Annotated in this window: 21 protein-coding genes; 14 read left to right on the top strand and 7 right to left on the bottom strand. The window is 69.7% G+C overall.

The window, feature by feature from the left end:
- The first annotated feature begins 59 nt into the window (after positions 1 to 59).
- Genes aroQ through C998_RS0104925 form a run of 7 tightly spaced genes read left to right on the top strand, consistent with a single transcriptional unit; the run spans position 60 to position 5,485 of the window.
- Positions 60 to 503 (top strand): type II 3-dehydroquinate dehydratase, encoded by a 444-nt coding sequence (gene aroQ / locus C998_RS0104955; RefSeq protein WP_018869755.1) that lies wholly within the window; start codon positions 60 to 62, stop codon positions 501 to 503.
- Positions 504 to 509: 6 nt separating this feature from the next.
- Positions 510 to 968, top strand: a complete 459-nt coding sequence (gene accB / locus C998_RS0104950; protein ID WP_018869754.1) for an acetyl-CoA carboxylase biotin carboxyl carrier protein — start codon at positions 510 to 512, stop codon at positions 966 to 968.
- 34 nt (positions 969 to 1,002) lie between these two features.
- Complete coding sequence (accC, locus tag C998_RS0104945; RefSeq protein WP_018869753.1) at positions 1,003 to 2,346, top strand: acetyl-CoA carboxylase biotin carboxylase subunit; 1,344 nt, start codon at positions 1,003 to 1,005, stop codon at positions 2,344 to 2,346.
- A 7-nt stretch (positions 2,347 to 2,353) separates the two neighbouring features.
- Positions 2,354 to 3,235: a 50S ribosomal protein L11 methyltransferase gene (prmA, locus tag C998_RS0104940; RefSeq protein WP_018869752.1), complete on the top strand. Its 882-nt coding sequence runs from the start codon at positions 2,354 to 2,356 to the stop codon at positions 3,233 to 3,235.
- Between the two features lie 27 nt (positions 3,236 to 3,262).
- Entirely contained in the window at positions 3,263 to 4,114 is an 852-nt protein-coding gene (locus C998_RS0104935) for a zinc-ribbon and DUF3426 domain-containing protein (protein WP_018869751.1), read from the top strand.
- 43 nt (positions 4,115 to 4,157) lie between these two features.
- Complete coding sequence (gene dusB, locus C998_RS0104930) at positions 4,158 to 5,168, top strand: tRNA dihydrouridine synthase DusB (RefSeq protein ID WP_018869750.1); 1,011 nt, start codon at positions 4,158 to 4,160, stop codon at positions 5,166 to 5,168.
- On the top strand, positions 5,165 to 5,485 hold the full coding sequence (locus C998_RS0104925) for a helix-turn-helix domain-containing protein (RefSeq protein WP_018869749.1): 321 nt from the start codon (positions 5,165 to 5,167) through the stop codon (positions 5,483 to 5,485). The genes dusB and C998_RS0104925 overlap by 4 nt, the downstream gene beginning before the upstream one ends.
- Before the next feature lie 13 nt (positions 5,486 to 5,498).
- Here the strand turns inward: C998_RS0104925 and C998_RS0104920 are convergent, their stop codons facing one another.
- Positions 5,499 to 6,278, bottom strand: a complete 780-nt coding sequence (locus tag C998_RS0104920) for an inositol monophosphatase family protein (protein WP_018869748.1) — start codon at positions 6,276 to 6,278, stop codon at positions 5,499 to 5,501.
- A 133-nt stretch (positions 6,279 to 6,411) separates the two neighbouring features.
- Between C998_RS0104920 and C998_RS0104915 the strand changes: the two genes are divergently transcribed.
- Positions 6,412 to 6,729, top strand: a complete 318-nt coding sequence (locus C998_RS0104915) for a DUF2322 family protein (RefSeq protein WP_018869747.1) — start codon at positions 6,412 to 6,414, stop codon at positions 6,727 to 6,729.
- Position 6,730: 1 nt separating this feature from the next.
- Here the strand turns inward: C998_RS0104915 and C998_RS0104910 are convergent, their stop codons facing one another.
- The 3 genes from C998_RS0104910 to C998_RS0104900 are packed head-to-tail and all read right to left on the bottom strand — an operon-like array spanning position 6,731 to position 8,312.
- A complete protein-coding gene (locus tag C998_RS0104910; protein WP_018869746.1) occupies positions 6,731 to 7,330 on the bottom strand; it encodes a histidine phosphatase family protein in 600 nt (199 codons plus the stop codon).
- A complete protein-coding gene (gene ampD, locus C998_RS0104905) occupies positions 7,327 to 7,935 on the bottom strand; it encodes a 1,6-anhydro-N-acetylmuramyl-L-alanine amidase AmpD (protein ID WP_018869745.1) in 609 nt (202 codons plus the stop codon). The genes C998_RS0104910 and ampD overlap by 4 nt, the downstream gene beginning before the upstream one ends.
- Positions 7,932 to 8,312, bottom strand: a complete 381-nt coding sequence (locus C998_RS0104900; RefSeq protein ID WP_026279478.1) for a thioredoxin family protein — start codon at positions 8,310 to 8,312, stop codon at positions 7,932 to 7,934. Before C998_RS0104900 ends, ampD begins: the two co-directional genes overlap by 4 nt.
- 103 nt (positions 8,313 to 8,415) lie before the next feature.
- Here C998_RS0104900 and C998_RS0104895 point away from each other — a divergent pair, with 103 nt between their 5' ends.
- Positions 8,416 to 10,476, top strand: coding sequence for a UvrD-helicase domain-containing protein (locus tag C998_RS0104895; protein ID WP_018869743.1), 2,061 nt, complete (start codon positions 8,416 to 8,418; stop codon positions 10,474 to 10,476).
- Here the strand turns inward: C998_RS0104895 and C998_RS0104890 are convergent, their stop codons facing one another.
- On the bottom strand, positions 10,477 to 12,204 hold the full coding sequence (locus C998_RS0104890; protein ID WP_018869742.1) for a potassium/proton antiporter: 1,728 nt from the start codon (positions 12,202 to 12,204) through the stop codon (positions 10,477 to 10,479).
- Between C998_RS0104890 and C998_RS0104885 the strand changes: the two genes are divergently transcribed.
- On the top strand, positions 12,203 to 13,240 hold the full coding sequence (locus C998_RS0104885) for a lipid A deacylase LpxR family protein (RefSeq protein ID WP_018869741.1): 1,038 nt from the start codon (positions 12,203 to 12,205) through the stop codon (positions 13,238 to 13,240). The genes C998_RS0104890 and C998_RS0104885 overlap by 2 nt on opposite strands.
- 57 nt (positions 13,241 to 13,297) lie before the next feature.
- Positions 13,298 to 13,900, top strand: coding sequence for a DUF502 domain-containing protein (locus C998_RS0104880; RefSeq protein WP_018869740.1), 603 nt, complete (start codon positions 13,298 to 13,300; stop codon positions 13,898 to 13,900).
- 40 nt (positions 13,901 to 13,940) lie between these two features.
- On the opposite strand, the gene ilvD is transcribed toward C998_RS0104880, so the two are convergent.
- Positions 13,941 to 15,797: a dihydroxy-acid dehydratase gene (gene ilvD, locus C998_RS0104875; RefSeq protein ID WP_018869739.1), complete on the bottom strand. Its 1,857-nt coding sequence runs from the start codon at positions 15,795 to 15,797 to the stop codon at positions 13,941 to 13,943.
- A gap of 84 nt (positions 15,798 to 15,881) precedes the next feature.
- On the opposite strand from ilvD, the gene C998_RS0104870 reads away from it, so the two are divergent.
- The 3 genes from C998_RS0104870 to argA all read left to right on the top strand — a co-directional run bounded on the left by C998_RS0104870 (position 15,882) and on the right by argA (position 18,194).
- On the top strand, positions 15,882 to 16,157 hold the full coding sequence (locus C998_RS0104870) for a heavy-metal-associated domain-containing protein (protein WP_018869738.1): 276 nt from the start codon (positions 15,882 to 15,884) through the stop codon (positions 16,155 to 16,157).
- Between the two features lie 15 nt (positions 16,158 to 16,172).
- Positions 16,173 to 16,706 carry a DUF192 domain-containing protein gene (locus C998_RS0104865; RefSeq protein WP_018869737.1) on the top strand — a complete coding sequence of 178 codons (534 nt, stop codon included), beginning with the start codon at positions 16,173 to 16,175 and terminating at the stop codon, positions 16,704 to 16,706.
- Between the two features lie 129 nt (positions 16,707 to 16,835).
- On the top strand, positions 16,836 to 18,194 hold the full coding sequence (argA, locus tag C998_RS0104860) for an amino-acid N-acetyltransferase (protein ID WP_081617412.1): 1,359 nt from the start codon (positions 16,836 to 16,838) through the stop codon (positions 18,192 to 18,194).
- Between the two features lie 18 nt (positions 18,195 to 18,212).
- Here the strand turns inward: argA and dksA are convergent, their stop codons facing one another.
- Positions 18,213 to 18,614 (bottom strand): RNA polymerase-binding protein DksA, encoded by a 402-nt coding sequence (gene dksA, locus C998_RS0104855; RefSeq protein WP_018869735.1) that lies wholly within the window; start codon positions 18,612 to 18,614, stop codon positions 18,213 to 18,215.
- Between the last annotated feature and the right edge of the window lie 24 nt (positions 18,615 to 18,638).

Here is an 18,638-nt window from a genome sequence, read left to right as displayed (position 1 = left end):
GCCGGCATGTTCCGGCGCGTTCGCCCCCATTCACGTCCGGATCGCCGCCGATTCCCGTCATGGCCACCATCCTGCTGCTCAACGGCCCCAACCTGAACCTGCTCGGACAGCGGGAGCCGGAGCGCTATGGCCATGCCACGCTGGCGGACATCGAGGCGGATCTGGAGAACCGGGCGCACGAGGCGGGGATCCGCCTGAACTGCTTTCAGAGCAATCACGAGGGCGCCCTGATCGACCGCATCCACGCGGCGCCGGGCGAGGACGTGCGCCGTATCCTGATCAACCCGGGCGGACTGACCCACACCAGCGTCAGCCTGCGTGACGCCCTGCTGGGGGTCGCGATCCCGTTCTACGAGATCCATATCAGCAACGTCCATGCCCGCGAGGCGTTCCGGCAGACATCGCTGCTGGCCGACGTCGCCGCCGCTACCCTGGCCGGTTTCGGCCCCCGGGGCTACCGGCTGGCGCTGGACGCGGCGATTGCAGCCATCAAGGAGTCATAGGCACCCATGGATATCCGCAAGGTCAAGAAACTGATCGACCTGCTCGAGGAGAGCGGGATCCACGAAATCGAGATCAACGAGGGCGAGGAGTCGGTGCGCATCACCCGCTCGCCCGGGGGCGTCCCCCAGGCACAGCCCGCACCGATGCCGGCCGCCGCGCCGCCGCCCGCACCGCCCGCTCCCTCGGCCGCGGCCGAGGAAGCGGGCTCGGAAGAGCCCGCGGAACTCGAGGGCCACCGCGTGACCGCGCCCATGGTCGGCACCTTCTACCGCGCCCCCAGCCCCGGTGCCACGCCGTTCGTCGAGGTCGGACAGCAGGTGGAGGTGGGCGACACCCTGTGCATCATCGAGGCGATGAAGATGCTCAACCCGCTGGAAGCGGACCAGGCCGGCACCGTCCGCCAGATCCTGGTGGAGAACGGCAACCCGGTGGAATACGGCCAGCCGCTGTTCATCATCGCGTGAGCCTTCACCGTCTTCGCCGAACACAGGTCCGAGCATGTTTGAAAAAATCCTGATCGCCAATCGCGGCGAAATCGCCCTGCGGGTACTGCGCACCTGCCGCGAGATGGGCATCGCCACCGTGGCCGTGCACTCCGACGCCGACCGCGACCTCAAGCACGTACGCCTGGCCGACGAGTCGGTCTGCATTGGCCCCGCCCCCTCGAACGAGAGCTATCTCAACATCCCGGCGCTGATCGCCGCGGCCGAGGTCACCGACGCCGGCGCCCTTCATCCGGGCTACGGCTTCCTGTCGGAAAATGCCGATTTCGCCGAACGGGTCGAATCCAGCGGCTTCGCCTTCATCGGCCCGCGTGCCGAGACCATCCGCCTGATGGGCGACAAGGTCTCGGCCAAGCAGGCCATGCTGTCCGCCGGGGTGCCCTGCGTGCCGGGCTCCGGTGGCGCGCTGGGCGAGGACCCCGACGCCAACCTGCAGCTGGCCCGCGAGATCGGCTACCCGGTCATCGTGAAGGCCGCCGCCGGCGGCGGTGGCCGCGGGATGCGCGTGGTGCATACCGAGGGCGCGCTGCTCAACGCGATCTCCCTGACCCGCAACGAGGCCCGTCAGGGCTTCGGTGACGACACCCTGTACATGGAGAAATTCCTCGAGCGCCCGCGCCACGTGGAGTTCCAGATCCTCGCGGACACCCACGGCAACGCGGTGTGCCTGGGCGAGCGCGACTGCTCCATGCAGCGGCGCCACCAGAAGGTGATCGAGGAGGCCCCGGCCCCGGAGATCACCGACACACAGCGCCGCGACATGAGCGAACGCCTGATCCGCGCCTGCCAGGAGATCGGCTATCGCGGCGCCGGGACCTTCGAGTTCCTGTACGAGGACGGCCAGTTCTTCTTCATCGAGATGAACACCCGGCTGCAGGTCGAGCACACGGTGACCGAGGAGGTCACCGGCATCGATCTGGTGCGTGAGCAGATCCGCATCGCCGCCGGGGAACCGCTGGGCATTACCCAGGACGACGTCACCATCCACGGCCATGCGATCGAGTGCCGCATCAACGCCGAGGACCCCACAACCTTCGTCCCCAGCCCCGGCACCATCCAGCAGTATCACGCGCCGGGCGGCCCCGGGATCCGCATGGACACGCATATCTACAACGGCTACGCGGTCCCGCCGCATTACGACTCCATGGTCGGCAAGCTGATTGCCCACGGCACCACGCGCGACATCGCCATCGCGCGCATGCGCGGTGCCCTCGGCGAAATCATCGTCGACGGCATCCGCACCAACATCAGCCTGCACTCCGATCTGATGAACGACGCCAACTTCCAGCGGGGTGCCACCGACATCCACTACCTGGAAAAGAAACTGAAGGCACACTGAGGGCCGCATGAGTCTTGCCGAACTGGAATGCCGGGCCGAACCCGGCGATGCCGAGGCCCTGGAGGAGCTGCTGTTCGAACTGGGTGCGGTCAGCGTGGAACTGTTCGATGCCGCCGACGAACCCCTGTTCGAGCCGCCACCGGGCACCCACCCGCTATGGTCGGACATCCGCCTGAAGGCCGTGTTCTCCGACCGCACCGCGGCGGAGCTGGCCTCGGCCTCGATGCTCCAGCGCGACCCCGCCCCGTCCGAACTCCAGGTCACCGACATCACCGACCAGGACTGGGTACGCGCGGGCCTGGACGGGCTGGAGGCCATCCACTGCGGCGGTCCGCTGTGGATCGTGCCGTCCTGGGAGGAACAGCCGGACGTGAAGGACGGGGTCTTCGTGCACCTCGACCCCGGCCTGGCCTTCGGCACCGGCAACCACCCGACCACCGCCATGTGCCTGACCGCGCTGGCCGAGGACCCGCCGCGTGACCTCGAGGTGCTGGACTACGGCTGCGGCTCCGGGATCCTCGCGATCGCCGCCCTCAAGCTGTGGGCGCGCCACGCCCTCGGGATCGACAACGATCCCCAGGCGGTCCAGGCCACCGAATCCAACGCGGCCGCCAACGGCATCGGCAGCGACCGTCTGCAGGCCGGGCTCACCGATCACCCGCTGCCCGAGGGCGGCTCCGATCTGGTGCTGGCCAACATCCTCACGCGCCCGCTGATCGAGCTGGCCCCGGAGCTCACCGCGGCCACCCGTCCCGGCGGGCGCATCCTGATGGCCGGACTGCTGGATCGTCAGGCGGAAGAGGTCATGGAGGCCTATGCCCATGCTTTCGACATCGGTGTCCGCGATTCCCGCGATGGCTGGGCCCTGCTGGACGGCCGCCGCCGCTGACCCACCGGCCGGACGGCCTGCCGCGTAATGCTGGTCCGCTGCCCGCATTGCAGCGTTGCCCATGTGGTGGCCCGCCCGCCCGGCAACGCGCACCACGCACGGGTCCGCTGCGAGGCCTGCGGCCGTGCGTTCGCCTGGTTCCCCGCTCTGGAGATCGCCCCGGCGGGCGAACCCGCAAACGGGGCCGGCCTGCAGCCGGTCCCCGCCGCCCCCGGCAGGCCGGACGAAGGAGCGCCCACCCTTTCGCACCCGACCGTCGGATCTCCCGACACCCAGTCCGCGCGCTCCGTGCCGTACCCGGAACCGTCCACGCGCCCCCCCGCAGCCCCCGATCCCGAGCCGGAGCGCGAGCGTCCCGCCCGGGGGGCTCCGGGGCGCCCGGACGGCCCGCAGATACGACCCGCCCGAAGCGCACACCGGACCCGTTTCGGCGGTGCCGCGCTGGCAAGCCTCCTCCTGCTGGGGCTGATCTTCCAGTTGCTGGCCTTCCCGCCACGCGCCATCACGCAAGAACCCGCGCTGGAGACCCTGCGGACCTCGCTGTGCGAGCGCCTGCACTGCCCCGAACGCGCCCATCGCGCGCCCGAGTCCGTTCGTGTCTCCACTCCTTCGCTGCACCCGGCCGGCGCCGGCAGCGGCCGCTGGCTCATCTTCGAGCTCTACAACCGAGAATCACGCGCTCAGGCCTGGCCGCTGCTGGATATTGCCCTGTCGGACACTCTGGGCCGCACCCATGCCCGCGAGCGCATCCATCCGCGGGTCTATGCCCCGGACGGTGATCCCCCTCCGCAAATGGCCGCCCACCGACCCTGGCCCGTCGCCCTGCGCATACGCACCGAGCACCCGCGCCTGAGCGGGGTCCACGTCCGCCCCCGCTGACGCGGATTCCTGCGCCGGGCGTGCGGGCTGCTAAACTGACGGCATGCAGCTCGGCCGCCACCATTTCTCCGACCCGCCGGTCTTCCTCGCGCCCATGGCCGGGGTCAGCGACCGGCCTTTCCGCCTGCTCGCGCGCCGCCTGGGGGCCAGCGCGGCGGTCTCGGAGATGGTCACCTCGCAGCAAAACCTGTGGGACAGCGCCAAGAGCCGGCACCGCCTGGATCACGCGGCCGAACCGTCACCGCGCATCGTCCAGCTGCTGGGCAACGAGCCCGGGGCCCTGGCCGACGCAGCGCGTGAAAACGTCGCCCGCGGTGCCGATATCATCGACCTCAACCTGGGCTGCCCGGCCAAGAAGGTCTGCAGCCGCGCCGCCGGTTCGGCGCTGATGGGCGACACCGGGCTGGTCCGCGAGCTGCTGCAGGCCCTCACCGACAACGCCGGCGTACCGGTCACCCTGAAGATGCGCCTGGGCCTGGACCCCGAACGCATGAACGCGGGAACCATTGCCGGGATCGCCGCAGATGCCGGGATTGCGATGCTCACGGTGCATGGTCGTACCCGGGCGGCGGGGTATCGCGGCGCGGCCGATCACGAGGCGATCGCCCGGGTGGTGGCCGCCACGGACCTGCCGGTGCTGGCCAACGGGGACATCCGCGACGTCGAGGATGCCCGGCGGGCCCTTGCCCGCACCGGCGCCACCGGGATCATGATCGGGCGCGGCGCGCAGGGACGCCCGTGGCTGCCGGGACGGATCCGCGCCGCGCTGGCCGGCGAGGTCCTGCCGGACGAACCCGGCCCCGCGTCCATCGCGGCGCTGATGCGCGAGCACGTCGCCGCCCTGCACCGGCAATATGGTCCGCATCAGGGCGTGCGTATCGCCCGCAAGCACATCGGCTGGTATCTTGAGCAGCTGGGGAGAGGCGAGGCAGAGACCCGCGCACTGCGGGCCGAACTGTTCGCCCTGGAGGACGCCGGCGAACAGCTCCGGCGCCTCGAGGCAATGTTTCCATCAGGCGATTCGCCTGCGGACGATTCGGACAGGGCCGCATGAGCAGCAACGGGAATCCCGCGCGTCGCAAGGACGGCAACGGACAGACGACATGGCCGGGACAGGGTCCGGCCGGACAGCCGGAATCGGACAGCGTCCTCGCGCAGTCCGTCCATCAGGCCATGGAAGACTATTTCGACACCCTGGACGGACAGTCCAGCCACGGCCTCTACGCCCTGGTGATGGAGGAGGTCGAACGCCCGCTGCTGGCCTGCGTGCTGGAACGCTGTGGCCACAACCAGAGCCGCGCGGCGGCCGTGCTCGGCCTCAACCGCGCGACCCTGCGCAAGAAGCTGCGCAGCCACGGGCTGCTCGACTAGCCAGCTCGGCGGGTCACCCCCAGGCGAGACGCTCGCGGAGGGTGGCGTGCAGCTCGGGGGTGCCCGCCGCCAGCACCGTGCTGGTGTCGAGGTCCAGCTCGCCACCGGCGAGGTCGGTGAACGTCCCGCCCGCTTCGCGCACGATCACGGCCAGGGCCGCGATGTCGAGGATGTTCACGTCCGACTCGACGATGCAATCGATGCTGCCGCGGGCCAGCAGATGGTAATGGTAAAAGTCGCCGTAACCGCGCACGCGGTTGACCTCGGCGACGATCCCGCCCAGCGCGTTCCAGCAGTCACCGTGCGCCGCCAGCGAGCGCAGGTTGCCGGTGGACAGGGTCGCGCGATCCACCGCGGTGATGCCCTTCTCCACGCCGATGCGCTCGCCGTTGAGGAACGCCCCCTGCCCCTTCTCGGCCCAGGCGCGCTCGCCGAACTGCGGCCCGCTGGACAGCCCCAGGATCAGCTCGCCCTTGTACATCAGCGCGATCTGGGTGGAGAAGAACGGGTAGCGGCGCACGAAGCTCTTGGTGCCGTCGATCGGGTCGATCAGCCAGACATAGTCGGAGTCCATGTCCGACTGGCCCGTCTCTTCGCCGTAGAAACCGTGATCCGGAAAGCGCTCGCGGATGATCGAGCGGATCGCCTCTTCGCTCTCCACGTCGGCACGCGTGACCGGCGTGTCGTCGGCCTTGGTTTCAACGTCCACGCCGTGTTCGTAGTAGTGACGGATCACCTTCTCGGCGGCGTCGGCCGCAGCCTGCGCGGCTTCCAGGAACGGGCTTGCCTGCATGTTCTCGGTCCTCGGGGAAAAGCCGCTATCGTAGCAGGAGCGGCACGACGCGACGAACCCGCCATGATTGCGGACGGTTGTGGCCGGGCCGGGCAGCCCCGATAATGCCGGCGATTCATCCGAGGAGCCCGGCATGTCCAAAAAACTGCCCGACGTGAGCAATATCGAACGCCTCGAACTGTTTGGCGAGGACTACAACCCCACCGCCACCATCGAGAACCAGGAGGGGCAGAAGCTCTCCCTGCAGGTGTACTACCAGCTGGCGCTGGATTTCGGCGGGATCGGCCCCAAGGCGGCCAATTCCGGTCTGCTGATGTACGGCAGCCATGCCGACGACGCCCGCGCCAACCCGGGCAGGCACCCCAACATCGACCGTCTGATCGACATCCTCGAGAACGACTACTACCTGTCGGTGAAGGCGGTCCCGAAGCGCAAGCGCAACGCCGGCTGACTCAGTCCGCCACGACCCGGTTGGTGAACGCCAGCCGCCAGCCGCGGTCAGCCTGGCGATGGATCCGGGTGAGGCTGGCGTAGTCGCAGTCGAGCTGGAACAGGTGGCCGTCCGGTACGGCCATTACGCCGCCGACCAGCGCGCGGATCACGCCGGCGTGGACCACCAGCAGCACGTGTTCGTCGGACCGGCCGGGCGCTTCCACGCTCTCGGCAAAGGCCGCCGCCACCCGCTGACGAAACGCATCCAGCATCTCCGCCCCCTCCGGCCGGTTGTGCTCGGGGTCGGCGTAGAAGGCGCGGTATTCCTCCGGACGCTCTTCCTGCAACTGGGCGCGCGTGCGCCCCTCCCAGGCACCGAAGCCGATCTCGCGCAGATCGTGCGCCGTCGACAGCGCCACACCACGCTCGTCCGCCAGGTGTTCGGCAAACGCGCGACAGCGCGCCAGCGGCGAGGTCACGATCCGCTGCCAGCCGGTCTCGGCGGCCGCGGCGCGTTCCATCTGCCGCCAGCCGGTCTCGCTCAGGGGGTCGTCGCAGCCGTGGCCGCGAAAGCGCTGGCCACCGGCGGGCTCTCCGTGTCGCATCAGGTCGACGATCATCTACTTGCTCCAGGGGTGGATTCACCAGGGGTCGATGGCTCGAGGTTCCCCAGCAGGGCGTGCAACCGATCCCAGTCAAAGCAAGGACCGGGGTCGGTCTTGCGCCCCGGGGCGATGTCGCTGTGCCCCGCCAGGGCGTCCGCGGCGATCGCCGGGAAATACTCCCGCAGCCAGCGGATCAGCGCCGCCAGCTCGGCATACTGCACCGCGGTGAAGGGGGTATGGTCGTCCCCCTCCAGTTCGATCCCGATGGAGAAATCGTTGCAGCGCTCGCGCCCGCGCCACGTGGAAACGCCGGCATGCCAGGCGCGCCGGCTGAACGGAACGAACTGGGTCGCCCGGCCCTCGCGGTCGATGAATACATGCGCCGACACCCGCAGGTCACGGATCCCGGCGAAGAACGGATGCGCGTCCGGGTCCAGGCGGTTGTGGAACAGGGCCTCGACGTGCGATCCGCCGAACTCGCCCGGCGGCAGACTGATCGCGTGCACCACGATCAGTTCCGGCTGCATCCCGGCCGGGCGCGCATCCTGATTCGGGCTCTCGCTGCACTCGGCGGCCGGCCACCAGTCACGCGCCCCGCTGTCCTCGCCGACCGCGCTCATGGCGCCTCCTCCGGCGGCTGGCGCAGGCGTTCCTCCAGAGCCGCACGCAGCAGCGGCACGCGCGGCGGGGCCTGCAACGGGCCGTGGTACTCGCCATCGACGAACACGAACAGCGCCGGCAGGTGGAAGACCTCGAACTCGCGCACCAGCGCGGTATCGACCTCGGCATCCACGCAGAACAGCGCCGGGGGATCGGCGTCCACCTGCCAGCGCCGCAGGGCGTCGCCCATCGCGTGACAGGCGCTGCATCCGCGCCGGGTGAAGAGGACCACGGCCGCACCCGGCACCTCCTGCAGACGGTGATGGAAACCTCCTGCATCCAGGGCTGGCAGGTCCCCGGAAGCACCCGGCTTGTCGGCACTGGACGATTGCGACACGCTGCCTCCACGACGTCCCCGCGGGGAAACTCGCCGCGGGGCTTTATGATCAATGACGCGTGGGGTAGTTTACGCGCCCGCGTCCCGAGGAAGCGACCCGCCGGTGTCCGAACAGCTCAACCCCCAGCAACACGCCGCCGTCTCCACCACCGACCGTCCGCTGCTGGTCCTTGCCGGCGCGGGCTCGGGCAAGACCCGCGTGATCACCGAGAAGATCGCGCACCTGGTGGAAAAGCGCGGCCTGGACGCGCGCCAGATCGTCGCGATCACCTTCACCAACAAGGCCGCGCGCGAGATGCGCGAGCGGGTGCAGGGGCGGCTGTCGCGGGAACAGAGCCGCGGGCTGGGCGTGTCCACCTTCCACACCTTCGGCCTGCAGTTCCTGCGCCGCGAACTGGCGGCCACCGGCCTGCGCCCGGGCTTCTCCATCCTCGATCCCGGCGACTGTCGCCAGCTGCTGCGCGAGATCACCCACCGCGACGACACCGCGGCCGAGGTGGATGACCTGATCGGCCACATCAGCCGCTGGAAGAACGACCTGCTGACCCCCGACGAGGCGCTGGCCGAGGCCAGCCAGGCAGGCGACGAAGCCCCCGGGGCCCTGCTCGCGGCCAATCTCTACCCGCGCTATGAGCAGGCCCTGCGCGCCTACAACGCGGTGGATTTCGACGACCTGATCAAGCGCCCGGTGGACTGCCTGCGCGCGGACGCCGACCTGCGCAACCGCTGGCAGGACCGCATCCGCCACCTGCTGGTGGACGAATACCAGGACACCAACTCGGCGCAGTACCAGCTGGTACGGCTGCTGGTCGGGGTCAGTGACGGGCTGACCGTGGTCGGCGACGACGACCAGTCGATCTATGCCTGGCGCGGCGCGCGCCCGGAGAACCTCGCACGCCTGCAGCAGGACTTCCCGCGCCTGGAGGTGGTCAAGCTGGAGCAGAACTACCGCTCCACCAACCGCATCCTGCATACCGCGAACGCGCTGATCGCCAACAACCCGCACGTATTCGAGAAGCGCCTGTGGAGCGCGCTGGGCGAGGGCGAGAAGGTGGAGGTGATCGACTGCGCGGACTCCGACGCCGAGGCCGCGCGGGTGGTCTCCGAGCTGATGCGGCGGCGCTTCCGCCTGAACGCCGGCTGGGGCGATTTCGCGATCCTCTACCGCAGCAACCACCAGTCGCGGGTGTTCGAGAAACTGCTGCGCGAGCAGGGCATCCCCTACCGCCTCAGCGGCGGGCAGTCGTTCTTCGAGAAGGCCGAGATCAAGGATCTGGTCGCCTACCTGCGCCTGCTGGCCAACCCGGATGACAACACCGCCTTCCTGCGCGTGGTCAACGTGCCGCGCCGCGAGATCGGCCCGGCGACCCTGGAAAAGCTCGGCCACTACGCCAACCAGCGCGGGGTCTCGCTGCTGCAGGCCGCGCGCGGGGCCGGCCTGGCCGAATACATGGACGAGCGCGCCCGGGCACGCCTGGAGCGCTTCGTCGACTGGGTCGACGGCTTCCGCGCACGCGCGGCCGAGGAGGCCCCGGATGCCCTGCTGCGCGCGCTGGTCGAGGACATCGACTACGAATCCTGGCTGCTGGACAACAGCGCCAACCCGCGCGCCGCCACCCGGCGCATGGAACAGGTGCGTGAATTCATCGACTGGGTCGCACGCCTGGCCGGCTCGCGCGCGCCGGAAGCCGAATACGGCGACGACACGGCGGACGACGAGGACGGCATGGAACTGGCCGACATCGTGAACCGCATCAGCCTGATGGACATCCTCGACCGCAACCGCGATGCCCAGGACGACAGCGAAGCCGTGCAACTGCTGACCCTGCACACCGCCAAGGGCCTGGAGTTCCCGCACGTGTGCCTGGTCGGCTTCGAGGAGGAGCTGCTGCCGCACCGCGTGAGCCTGGAGGACGACGCCATCGAAGAGGAGCGCCGCCTGGCCTACGTCGGGCTGACCCGCGCGCAGCAGACCCTGCTGATCACCTACGCGCGCAGCCGCAAGCGCTACGGCGAGACCCTCGACTGCGAACCCTCGCGCTTTCTCGACGAGCTGCCCGAGGAACACCTCGACTGGCCCGACGCAAAGCCGCCGGACCCGGAGACCCAGCAGCTCACGGCGCGCGCCCATCTCGCCGGGCTCAAGGCCATGCTGGAGAAGTGATCACTCCTTCTTCAGCAGCTTGAGGCCGACCCGGGTGATGCGCGCGCCGTCCATCTCGCGCACCACCAGGCGCGTCGGCCCGAGATCCACGAAGTCCCCCACCACCGGCTCGGTCTGCAGTTCGGCACGCAGGAAGGCCTCCAGGGTCTCGCCCTGACGTTCGGACGGCACCGGCGCGCCGTAGGTCATGCCCACCGCCCCCAGCAGGGCATCGCCGTTGAGGGCGAATTCGCCGAACACGCTGCGCTCGGTCAGGCGTTCCGGCACCTCTTCCTGCGGCACGAACAGGCGGTCCAGATCCGGCAGGTCGGCCGGCGCGACCATGATGTAGAGATGGTCGCCGGCCTGCAGGTCCAGCAGTTCCAGGGTCTCCAGCAGCTGCCCTTCCCGCAGATGCGCGACCACCCGCGCCGACCCGGGCAGACGGAAACCGGACCAGGCCTCGCGCACCACCGGCGTGGTCTCCGCCAGCCGGTAGCCCACCAGCTCCATCTCCTGCTGCCCCGGGATGTCCAGCTCGGTGCGCTGGACCCGGGTAGTGGTCGGCGGCAGTTCCAGCCCCAGCCAGCGCGCCGAGGAGGCCACGGTCCAGCCCTGCACCATCAGCGAGATCAGGACCACGAAGAACACCACGTGGAAGAAGTATTCCGCCAGCTCCAGCCCCGCCAGCAGCGGGAACAGCGCGAGGATGATGGGCACCGCCCCGCGCAGTCCGACCCAGGCGATGAACAGCTGCTCGCGCCACGGGAAGCGGAACGGGTACAGGCACAGCGCCACCGCCAGCGGGCGTGCCAGCAGGATCAGCACCAGCGCCAGCAGGCCCGCGTCCAGCGCCACCGGCGGCAGTTCCGAGGGCGTGACGATCATCCCCAGCATCAGGAACATGCCGATCTGCGCCAGCGCCGCGATGCCGTCGTGAAAACGCTTGATGTTCTGCGAGGCCTCCAGCGGGCGGTTGCCCAGCAGCAGCCCGGCGAGATACACCGCGAGGAAGCCCGAACCGCCCACCATGCCGGTCAGGCCGAAGATCGCCAGCGCCCCGGCCAGCGCGAACAGCGGATAGAACCCGGCCGACATCGGCACGCGGTTGATCAGCGCCAGCAGCGCGAGTCCGCCGCCGACCCCCAGCAGGGCCCCGAGCCCCATCTGCTGCACGAATTCGACCAGCACCACCACCCCGAAATCGGGCTGATCCATCAGGATCAGCTCGATCAGCACGATGGTGAGGAAGATCGCCATCGGGTCGTTGGATCCCGACTCGATCTCCAGGGTCGCCCCCACGCGGCTCTTCAGCTCCAGCCCGCGCGAGCGCAGCAGGGAAAACACCGCCGCCGCGTCGGTGGAGCCGACGATCGCCCCCAGCAGCAGCCCCTCCAGCCAGGTCAGCCCCAGCCACCACACCGCGAACAGCCCGGTCAGGCCGGAGGTGATCAGCACGCCCACGGTGGCCAGCCCCACCGCCGGTTTCAGCCCGATACGGAAATTGCGCGCCGGCGTGCGCATCCCGCCGTCGAACAGGATGATGGCCAGGGCCGCGGAGCCGATCAGATGCGCCAGGGTGATATTCTCGAATGCCACGCCGCCGGGCCCCTCCGGGCCCAGCAGCATGCCGATGCCGAGGAACACCAGCAGCAGTGGTACGCCCAGCCGCGAGGTGACCACGCTGGACAGGATGCTGCCGAGCAGGACCACGGCGACGAGAAAGATGATCTGACTGGAGAAATCCATGGCGCCATCATACCGGAGCGTTCCCCGCATCCGGCCCGCGGTCTCCGTAATCGCCGTCACCGCCCTGCTGGCGGGGTCGCTGGCCGGCTCGCCCGCGGCGGCCGAACGCGGCGGCGTGGATGCCCTGCATTTCGAGTTCGAGAACGACCTGTTCGCCGGCGAGGACCGCTACTACACCAATGGCGTGCGCGCCGGCTGGACGCGGCGCGGCGAACGGGTCCCGCCCTGGCTCCAGGACGTGGCGGACTTCTTCCCGCTGTTCGTCGATCGCGAGGAACGCGGCCGCCTGAAGACCTCGGTGCACCTGGCGCAGAACATGTACACCCCGGAAGACATCGAACGCGAGCAGCCGGACCCGGACGACCGCCCCTACGCCGGCTGGCTGTACCTGAACTTCAGCCTGGCCGAGGACCACGGCGACCGGCTCGACCGGCTGCAGGTCACGCTGGGGACAGTGGGCCCGGCGTCCCTGGCCGACCGCACCCAGGAGACGGTCCATGACCTGACGGGCGCCCCCGATCCGCGCGGATGGGACGCGCAGATCGGCAACGAGCCCACGCTGATGCTGGGCTACGAACGCCAGCTGCGCGGCCGATCCGGCCATCTGGGGAGCGGCTGGGACTGGGATCTGACCCCGCACTGGGGCGCCTCCATCGGCAGCCCCTTCACCTTCGCCAATGCCGGCGCGATCCTGCGCACGGGCCGCAACCTGCCACGCGATTTCGGCCCACCGCGGATCAACCCGGCACTGTCCGGGTCGCACACCTTCGAGGCGGTCGACACCGCCGGCGGCTACCTGTTCGCCGGGGTGGACACCCGCCTGATGGCCTTTGATCTGTTCCTCGACGGGCCGCTGTTCCGCGACGGGCCCTCGGTGGACAAGCACCCGGTAGTGGGCGAATTCACCGCGGGCGTGGTGTTCCACTGGCACGGGGTACGCCTGGGCTATACCCATGTCTGGCGCTCGCGCGAATTCAGCGGCCAGGCAACCGGCGCCGCGGAATTCGGCTCGCTGCACGCCACCTGGCAGTTCTGAACCCCGCCCGCCCCGGCGTTGTTACGATCGAGGCGTCGCCCCTTCCGGAGAACCCGCGTGCGCAAGATTTCCCGAACCTTCCTCACCGGCCTGGCCGCGATCCTGCCGGCGATGGTCACGCTGGCCCTGCTGTGGTGGCTGGGCAGCACCGCGGAACAGGTCCTGGGCGGCCTGCTGCAGGCCATCCTGCCGGAGCTGCTGTACGTGCCGGGCATGGGGATCGCCGCCGGGATCGGCCTGGTATTCGCGGTGGGGGTACTGCTGCAGGCCTACGTGGTGCGCTGGCTGTTCAACTGGCTGGAAGGCCTGATGCAGCGCATCCCGGTGGTCAAGACCATCCACGGCACGGTGCGCGATGTTACCAACCTGGTCTCCGGCGACATCCACCAGCAGTTCGGCCAGGCAGTGCTGGTCACGCTGCCGGGGCTGGAAGCGCGCGTCATCGGCTTCGTCACGCGCGAGGACTTCGAAGGCCTGCCGGACGCACTGGGCGGGGCGGAGACCCTCGCGGTCTACATGCCGATGAGCTACCAGATCGGCGGTTACACCCTGATGCTGCCGCGCGACCGGGTGGAACCGCTGGAGCTGTCGCTGGAGGACGCGATGCGCTACGCCCTGACCGCCGGGGTCTCCGCGCGCAAGGACGAGCCCGGAGTGTAAACGGGGACGTAAACCGGACGCTGCAGCGCGGCGGCCGGCGTCAGCCGTCCTCCAGCGGGGAGATGTCGCGCACCGCGCCGAACGCGGCCGAAGTGGTCATCAGGGCATAGGCGCGCAGGGCCTGGGTCACCGGCCGATTGCGCGACTCGGGCTTCCAGGCCTTCGCCCCGCGGGCCTCCATCGCCTCGCGCCGCGCCGCCAGCGTGGCGTCGTCCACGTCGATGCGAATGTCGCGCGCGGGGATATCGATCACGATGGTGTCGCCCTCTTCAACCAGGCCGATCGCCCCGCCCTGCGCCGCCTCCGGCGAGACATGGCCGATGGACAGCCCGGAGGTGCCGCCGGAGAAACGCCCGTCGGTGATCAGCGCGCAGTCCTTGCCCAGGCCCTTCGACTTCAGGTACGAGGTGGGATAGAGCATCTCCTGCATGCCGGGACCGCCCTTCGGACCCTCATAGCGGATGATCACCACGTCGCCCGCCCGGATACGGTCAGCGAGGATGGCCTCCACCGCGGCGTCCTGGCTCTCGAACACCCGCGCCGGGCCGGAGAAGGTCAGGATGCTCTCGTCGACGCCGGCGGTCTTCACGATGCAGCCGTCCGGGGCCATGTTGCCGTAGAGCACGGCCAGCCCCCCGTCCTGCGAGTAGGCATGCTCGATGTCGCGGATGCAGCCGTTCTCGCGGTCGAGGTCGAGGCTGTCCCAGGCGCGGTCCTGGCTGAAGGCGGTCTGGGTGGGCACCCCGCCCGGCGCTGCGCTGTACAGGCGCTCGGACTCCGCCGCATGGCGCATCACGTCCCACTGCTCCAGGGCGGCGCCCAGGGTCGGGGCATGCACGGTGGGGATGTCGCGGTGGATCAGCCCGCCGCGGTCCAGTTCGGCGAGGATGCCGACCACGCCGCCGGCGCGGTGCACGTCCTCCATGTGGTACTGCTGCGTCGCCGGGGCCACCTTGCACAGGTTGGGCACGTGGCGCGACAGGCGGTCGATGTCGGCCATGGTGAAATCGACCTCGCCCTCGCGCGCGGCCGCCAGCAGGTGCAGCACGGTGTTGGTGGAACCGCCCATCGCGATGTCCAGGCTCATCGCGTTCTCGAACGCCTCGAAGGTGGCGATGGAACGCGGCAGGGCCGAGGCGTCGTCCTGCTCGTAGTAGCGTTTCGCCAGGTCGACCACGCGCCGCCCGGCCTCCTCGAACAGGGCCTGACGCGCGGCATGCGTGGCCAGCAGCGAACCGTTGCCCGGCAGCGACAGCCCCAGAGCCTCGGTCAGGCAGTTCATCGAGTTGGCGGTGAACATGCCGGAGCAGGAACCACAGGTCGGGCAGGCGGAACGCTCGACGGCCTCCACCTCTTCGTCGCTGGCGCTGGAGTCGGCGGCCTTGACCATCGCATCCACCAGATCGAGGTGGATCACGTTGTCCTGCCCGGGCGCCTGCACCTTGCCGGCCTCCATCGGCCCGCCGGAGACGAACACCACCGGGATGTTCAGGCGCATCGCCGCCAGCAGCATCCCCGGGGTGATCTTGTCGCAGTTGGAGATGCACACCAGCGCGTCGGCGCAGTGGGCGTTGACCATGTACTCCACCGAGTCGGCGATGATCTCGCGCGACGGCAGCGAATAGAGCATCCCGCCGTGGCCCATCGCGATACCGTCGTCCACCGCGATGGTGTTGAATTCCTTGGCCACGCCACCGGCCTGTTCGATCTCGCGCGCGACCAGCTGGCCCATGTCCTTCAGATGCACGTGTCCCGGCACGAACTGGGTGAAGGAGTTGGCGACGGCGACGATCGGCTTGTCGAAGTCACCATCCTTCATGCCGGTGGCGCGCCACAGGGCGCGGGCCCCGGCCATGTTGCGGCCGTGGGTGGTTGTGCGGGAACGATAGGCAGGCATGATGGGCAGGTCTCGCGAACGTTCGTGGAAATGCGAAATCGTACATAATGCGAGCATCAATACCCAGTAGGGGAGGAAGCGTTCATGAAATTCGAGGTCGAGAACATCAAGTGCGGCGGCTGCGCCAGCTCCATCCGCAAGGGCCTGATGCAGGTCGAGGGCGTGGAATCCGCCGAGGTGGACGTCGAGAACGGGGCCGTGGAGGTCACCGCGCCCGAGTCCGCCACCGACGCGATCCGCGAGAAACTGGCCCACATGGGCTATCCGGAGGTCGGCTCGGTCTCCGGACTGCGCTCCGCCGGGGCCCGGGCGAAGTCGTTCGCCAGCTGCGCGGTCGGACGCATGAGCGGTGACAGCTGAGCGCAGGCATCCGGCATGAACCATGACGCGGGGCATGCCCGGAGCCGGCCGGCCCCGGCCGTCCGCCACCGACATCCGGCACGGTGGCGGGCCGGCCTGGTCGTTCTGGTGGCTGCGGTGGCGCTGGCCGCGCCGGCCGCGGCCACCCCGCCCGAACACGACGGTCTGCCGGAGACCACCCTGGAGGTCGGCGAGCGGGAACTGACGGTGGAGCTGGCCGCGGATGACGCCAGCCGCAGCCAGGGCCTCATGTTCCGCGAGGCGCTCGCGGACGACCGCGGCATGCTGTTCATCTGGGATACGCCGGATCGCCGGGCGATGTGGATGCGCAATACGCTCATCCCGCTGGACGTCGCGTTTATCGACGGCGACGGCGAGATCACCAACATCGAGACCATGGCGCCCGAGACCACCCGCCTGCACTGGTCCGTGGCACCGATCGAGTATGCACTGGAGGTCAACGCGCAATGGTTCGCGCAGCACGGGATCGAGGCGGGGGAGCGCATCCCCGGCCTGGATGCCGCGCGCGAGGCCGCCCGGGACCACTGACAGCCTGACCGGGCGCCTGCTGACCATGCGCGCGCCGCCTCCGGAATCAATGCAGGCACCGGGACCGAACCCGTGCCCGTCCGCCGCATCACCCAACTGTATTGGCCAACTGGATTGCGAGGGAGCCGCGTGAACCCGCCAGACCAACCAACCCGCCCGCATCCCGCACGTCGTGCCCCGGCCCCGGGGGAACTCGCGTGGTTCCGCGACGCGGTGCCATACATCGCCGCGCACCGCGGACGCACGATGGTCATCGCGCTGGCCGGCGAGGCCGCGCAGGCTGCGGAGTTCCCGGCCCTGATGCGGGACATCGCCAAGCTGCACGCGCTGGGCGTGCGGGTGGTACTGGTGTACGGATCACGCCCGCAGATCGAGGCGCGCCTGGCCGAACGCGGCCTGCAGCCGCAGTACGCCGAGGGTCTGCGGATCACCGATGCCCCGGCGCTGGATGCCGTGCTGGACGCGGTCGGCCGCCTGCGGCTGCAGATCGAGGGCCTGCTGTCCCGCAGCCTGGGCCAGCCGGGTACCGGCAATGCACGCCTGCGGGTGGCCGGCGGCAACTTCGTCACTGCGCGCCCGCTGGGAGTGCGCGACGGGGTCGATTTCCATTACACCGGCGAGGTGCGCGGGGTAGACACCGCCGCGCTCACCGCACTGCTGGATCAGGAGCAGGTCGCGCTGGTCTCGCCGCTGGGGTATTCGCCCACCGGCGAGGTCTTCAACCTGTCGGGCGAGGAGGTCGCGACCCGCGTGGCGATCGCCCTGGACGCGGACAAGCTGATCTTCCTGACCGAAGCCGGCGTGCTGCGCGGGCCGCAGGACGACGTCCTCGACCAGCTGACCGTACCCGCCGCAGAGCGCATCCTGGAACAGCGCGACGATCTGCCGCAGGAACTCGCCAGCCACCTGCGCAGCGCGGTGGATGCCTGCCATGCACGCGACCTGCGCGTGCATCTGGTCGACCGCCGCGATGACGGCGGGCTGCTGACGGAACTGTTCACCCGCCAGGGCATCGGCACCCTGGTCTCGCGCGAGCCGCTGGAGCGCCTGCGCCCGGCGACCCTGGACGATGTCGGCGGCATCCATGCGCTGCTGGAACCACTGGAGGCCGAGGGTGTGCTGGTGCACCGCGCCCGCGAGCACCTGGAACTGGAGATCGACCGCTTCCACGTGCTGGAGGTCGACGGGCTGATTATCGGCACCGCGGCGCTGTACCCGTTCGGCGACCACGCCGCGGAGATCGCCTGCCTGGCGCTGCACGCCGAATACCGCGGCCACGGCCGGGGCGACCGACTGCTGACCGCGATGGAAGATCTGGCACGCGAACAGGGGGTTCGCCGGGTATTCGTGCTCACCACCCGCACGGCGCAGTGGTTCCAGGAACGCGGTTACGCCCCCGGCAGCGTCGACGACCTCCCGCCGGAGCGCCGCCAGCGCTACAATCAGGCGCGCAACTCGCGGGTCTTCACGCGCGAGCTGGAGGGCTGACCCGGGGCAGCGCCGGGCTCAGCGGCCGCGGGCCTCGTCGCGTTCGTGGGCCTCCTGCGCGGCCACGCTGAGGGTGGCGATGGGACGGATCTCGAGGCGCTCGAGGCCGATCGGCTCGCCGGTCTCCTCGCAGTAGCCGTACTCGCCGCGCTCGATGCGCGCCAGCGCCTCGTCGATCTTGGTCAGAAGCTTGCGCTCGCGGTCGCGGGTGCGCAGCTCCACGCCGGCATCGGCCTCGTGGGTGGCGCGATCGGAGGGATCCGGCTCCTGCCAGTTCTCGGTGCGCAGATGCTCCAGGGTCTCTTCCGACTCGGCAATCAGCTCGGCCCGCCACGCCTCGAGTTTGCGCCGGAAATAGTCCAGCTGGCGCGGATTCATGTAGGGTTCGTCCTCGGAGGGACGATAGTCGGGATCCACCATGTTGCACCTCCGGATCGTGACCCG

Origin of the sequence: Thioalkalivibrio sp. ALgr3 (genome assembly GCF_000377325.1) — a bacterium.
In the GTDB taxonomy this organism is placed as follows: Bacteria; Pseudomonadota; Gammaproteobacteria; order Ectothiorhodospirales; family Ectothiorhodospiraceae; genus Thioalkalivibrio.
Note: the sequence above shows the minus strand (reverse complement) of the source record. Positions and strands in the feature narration are given on the sequence as shown.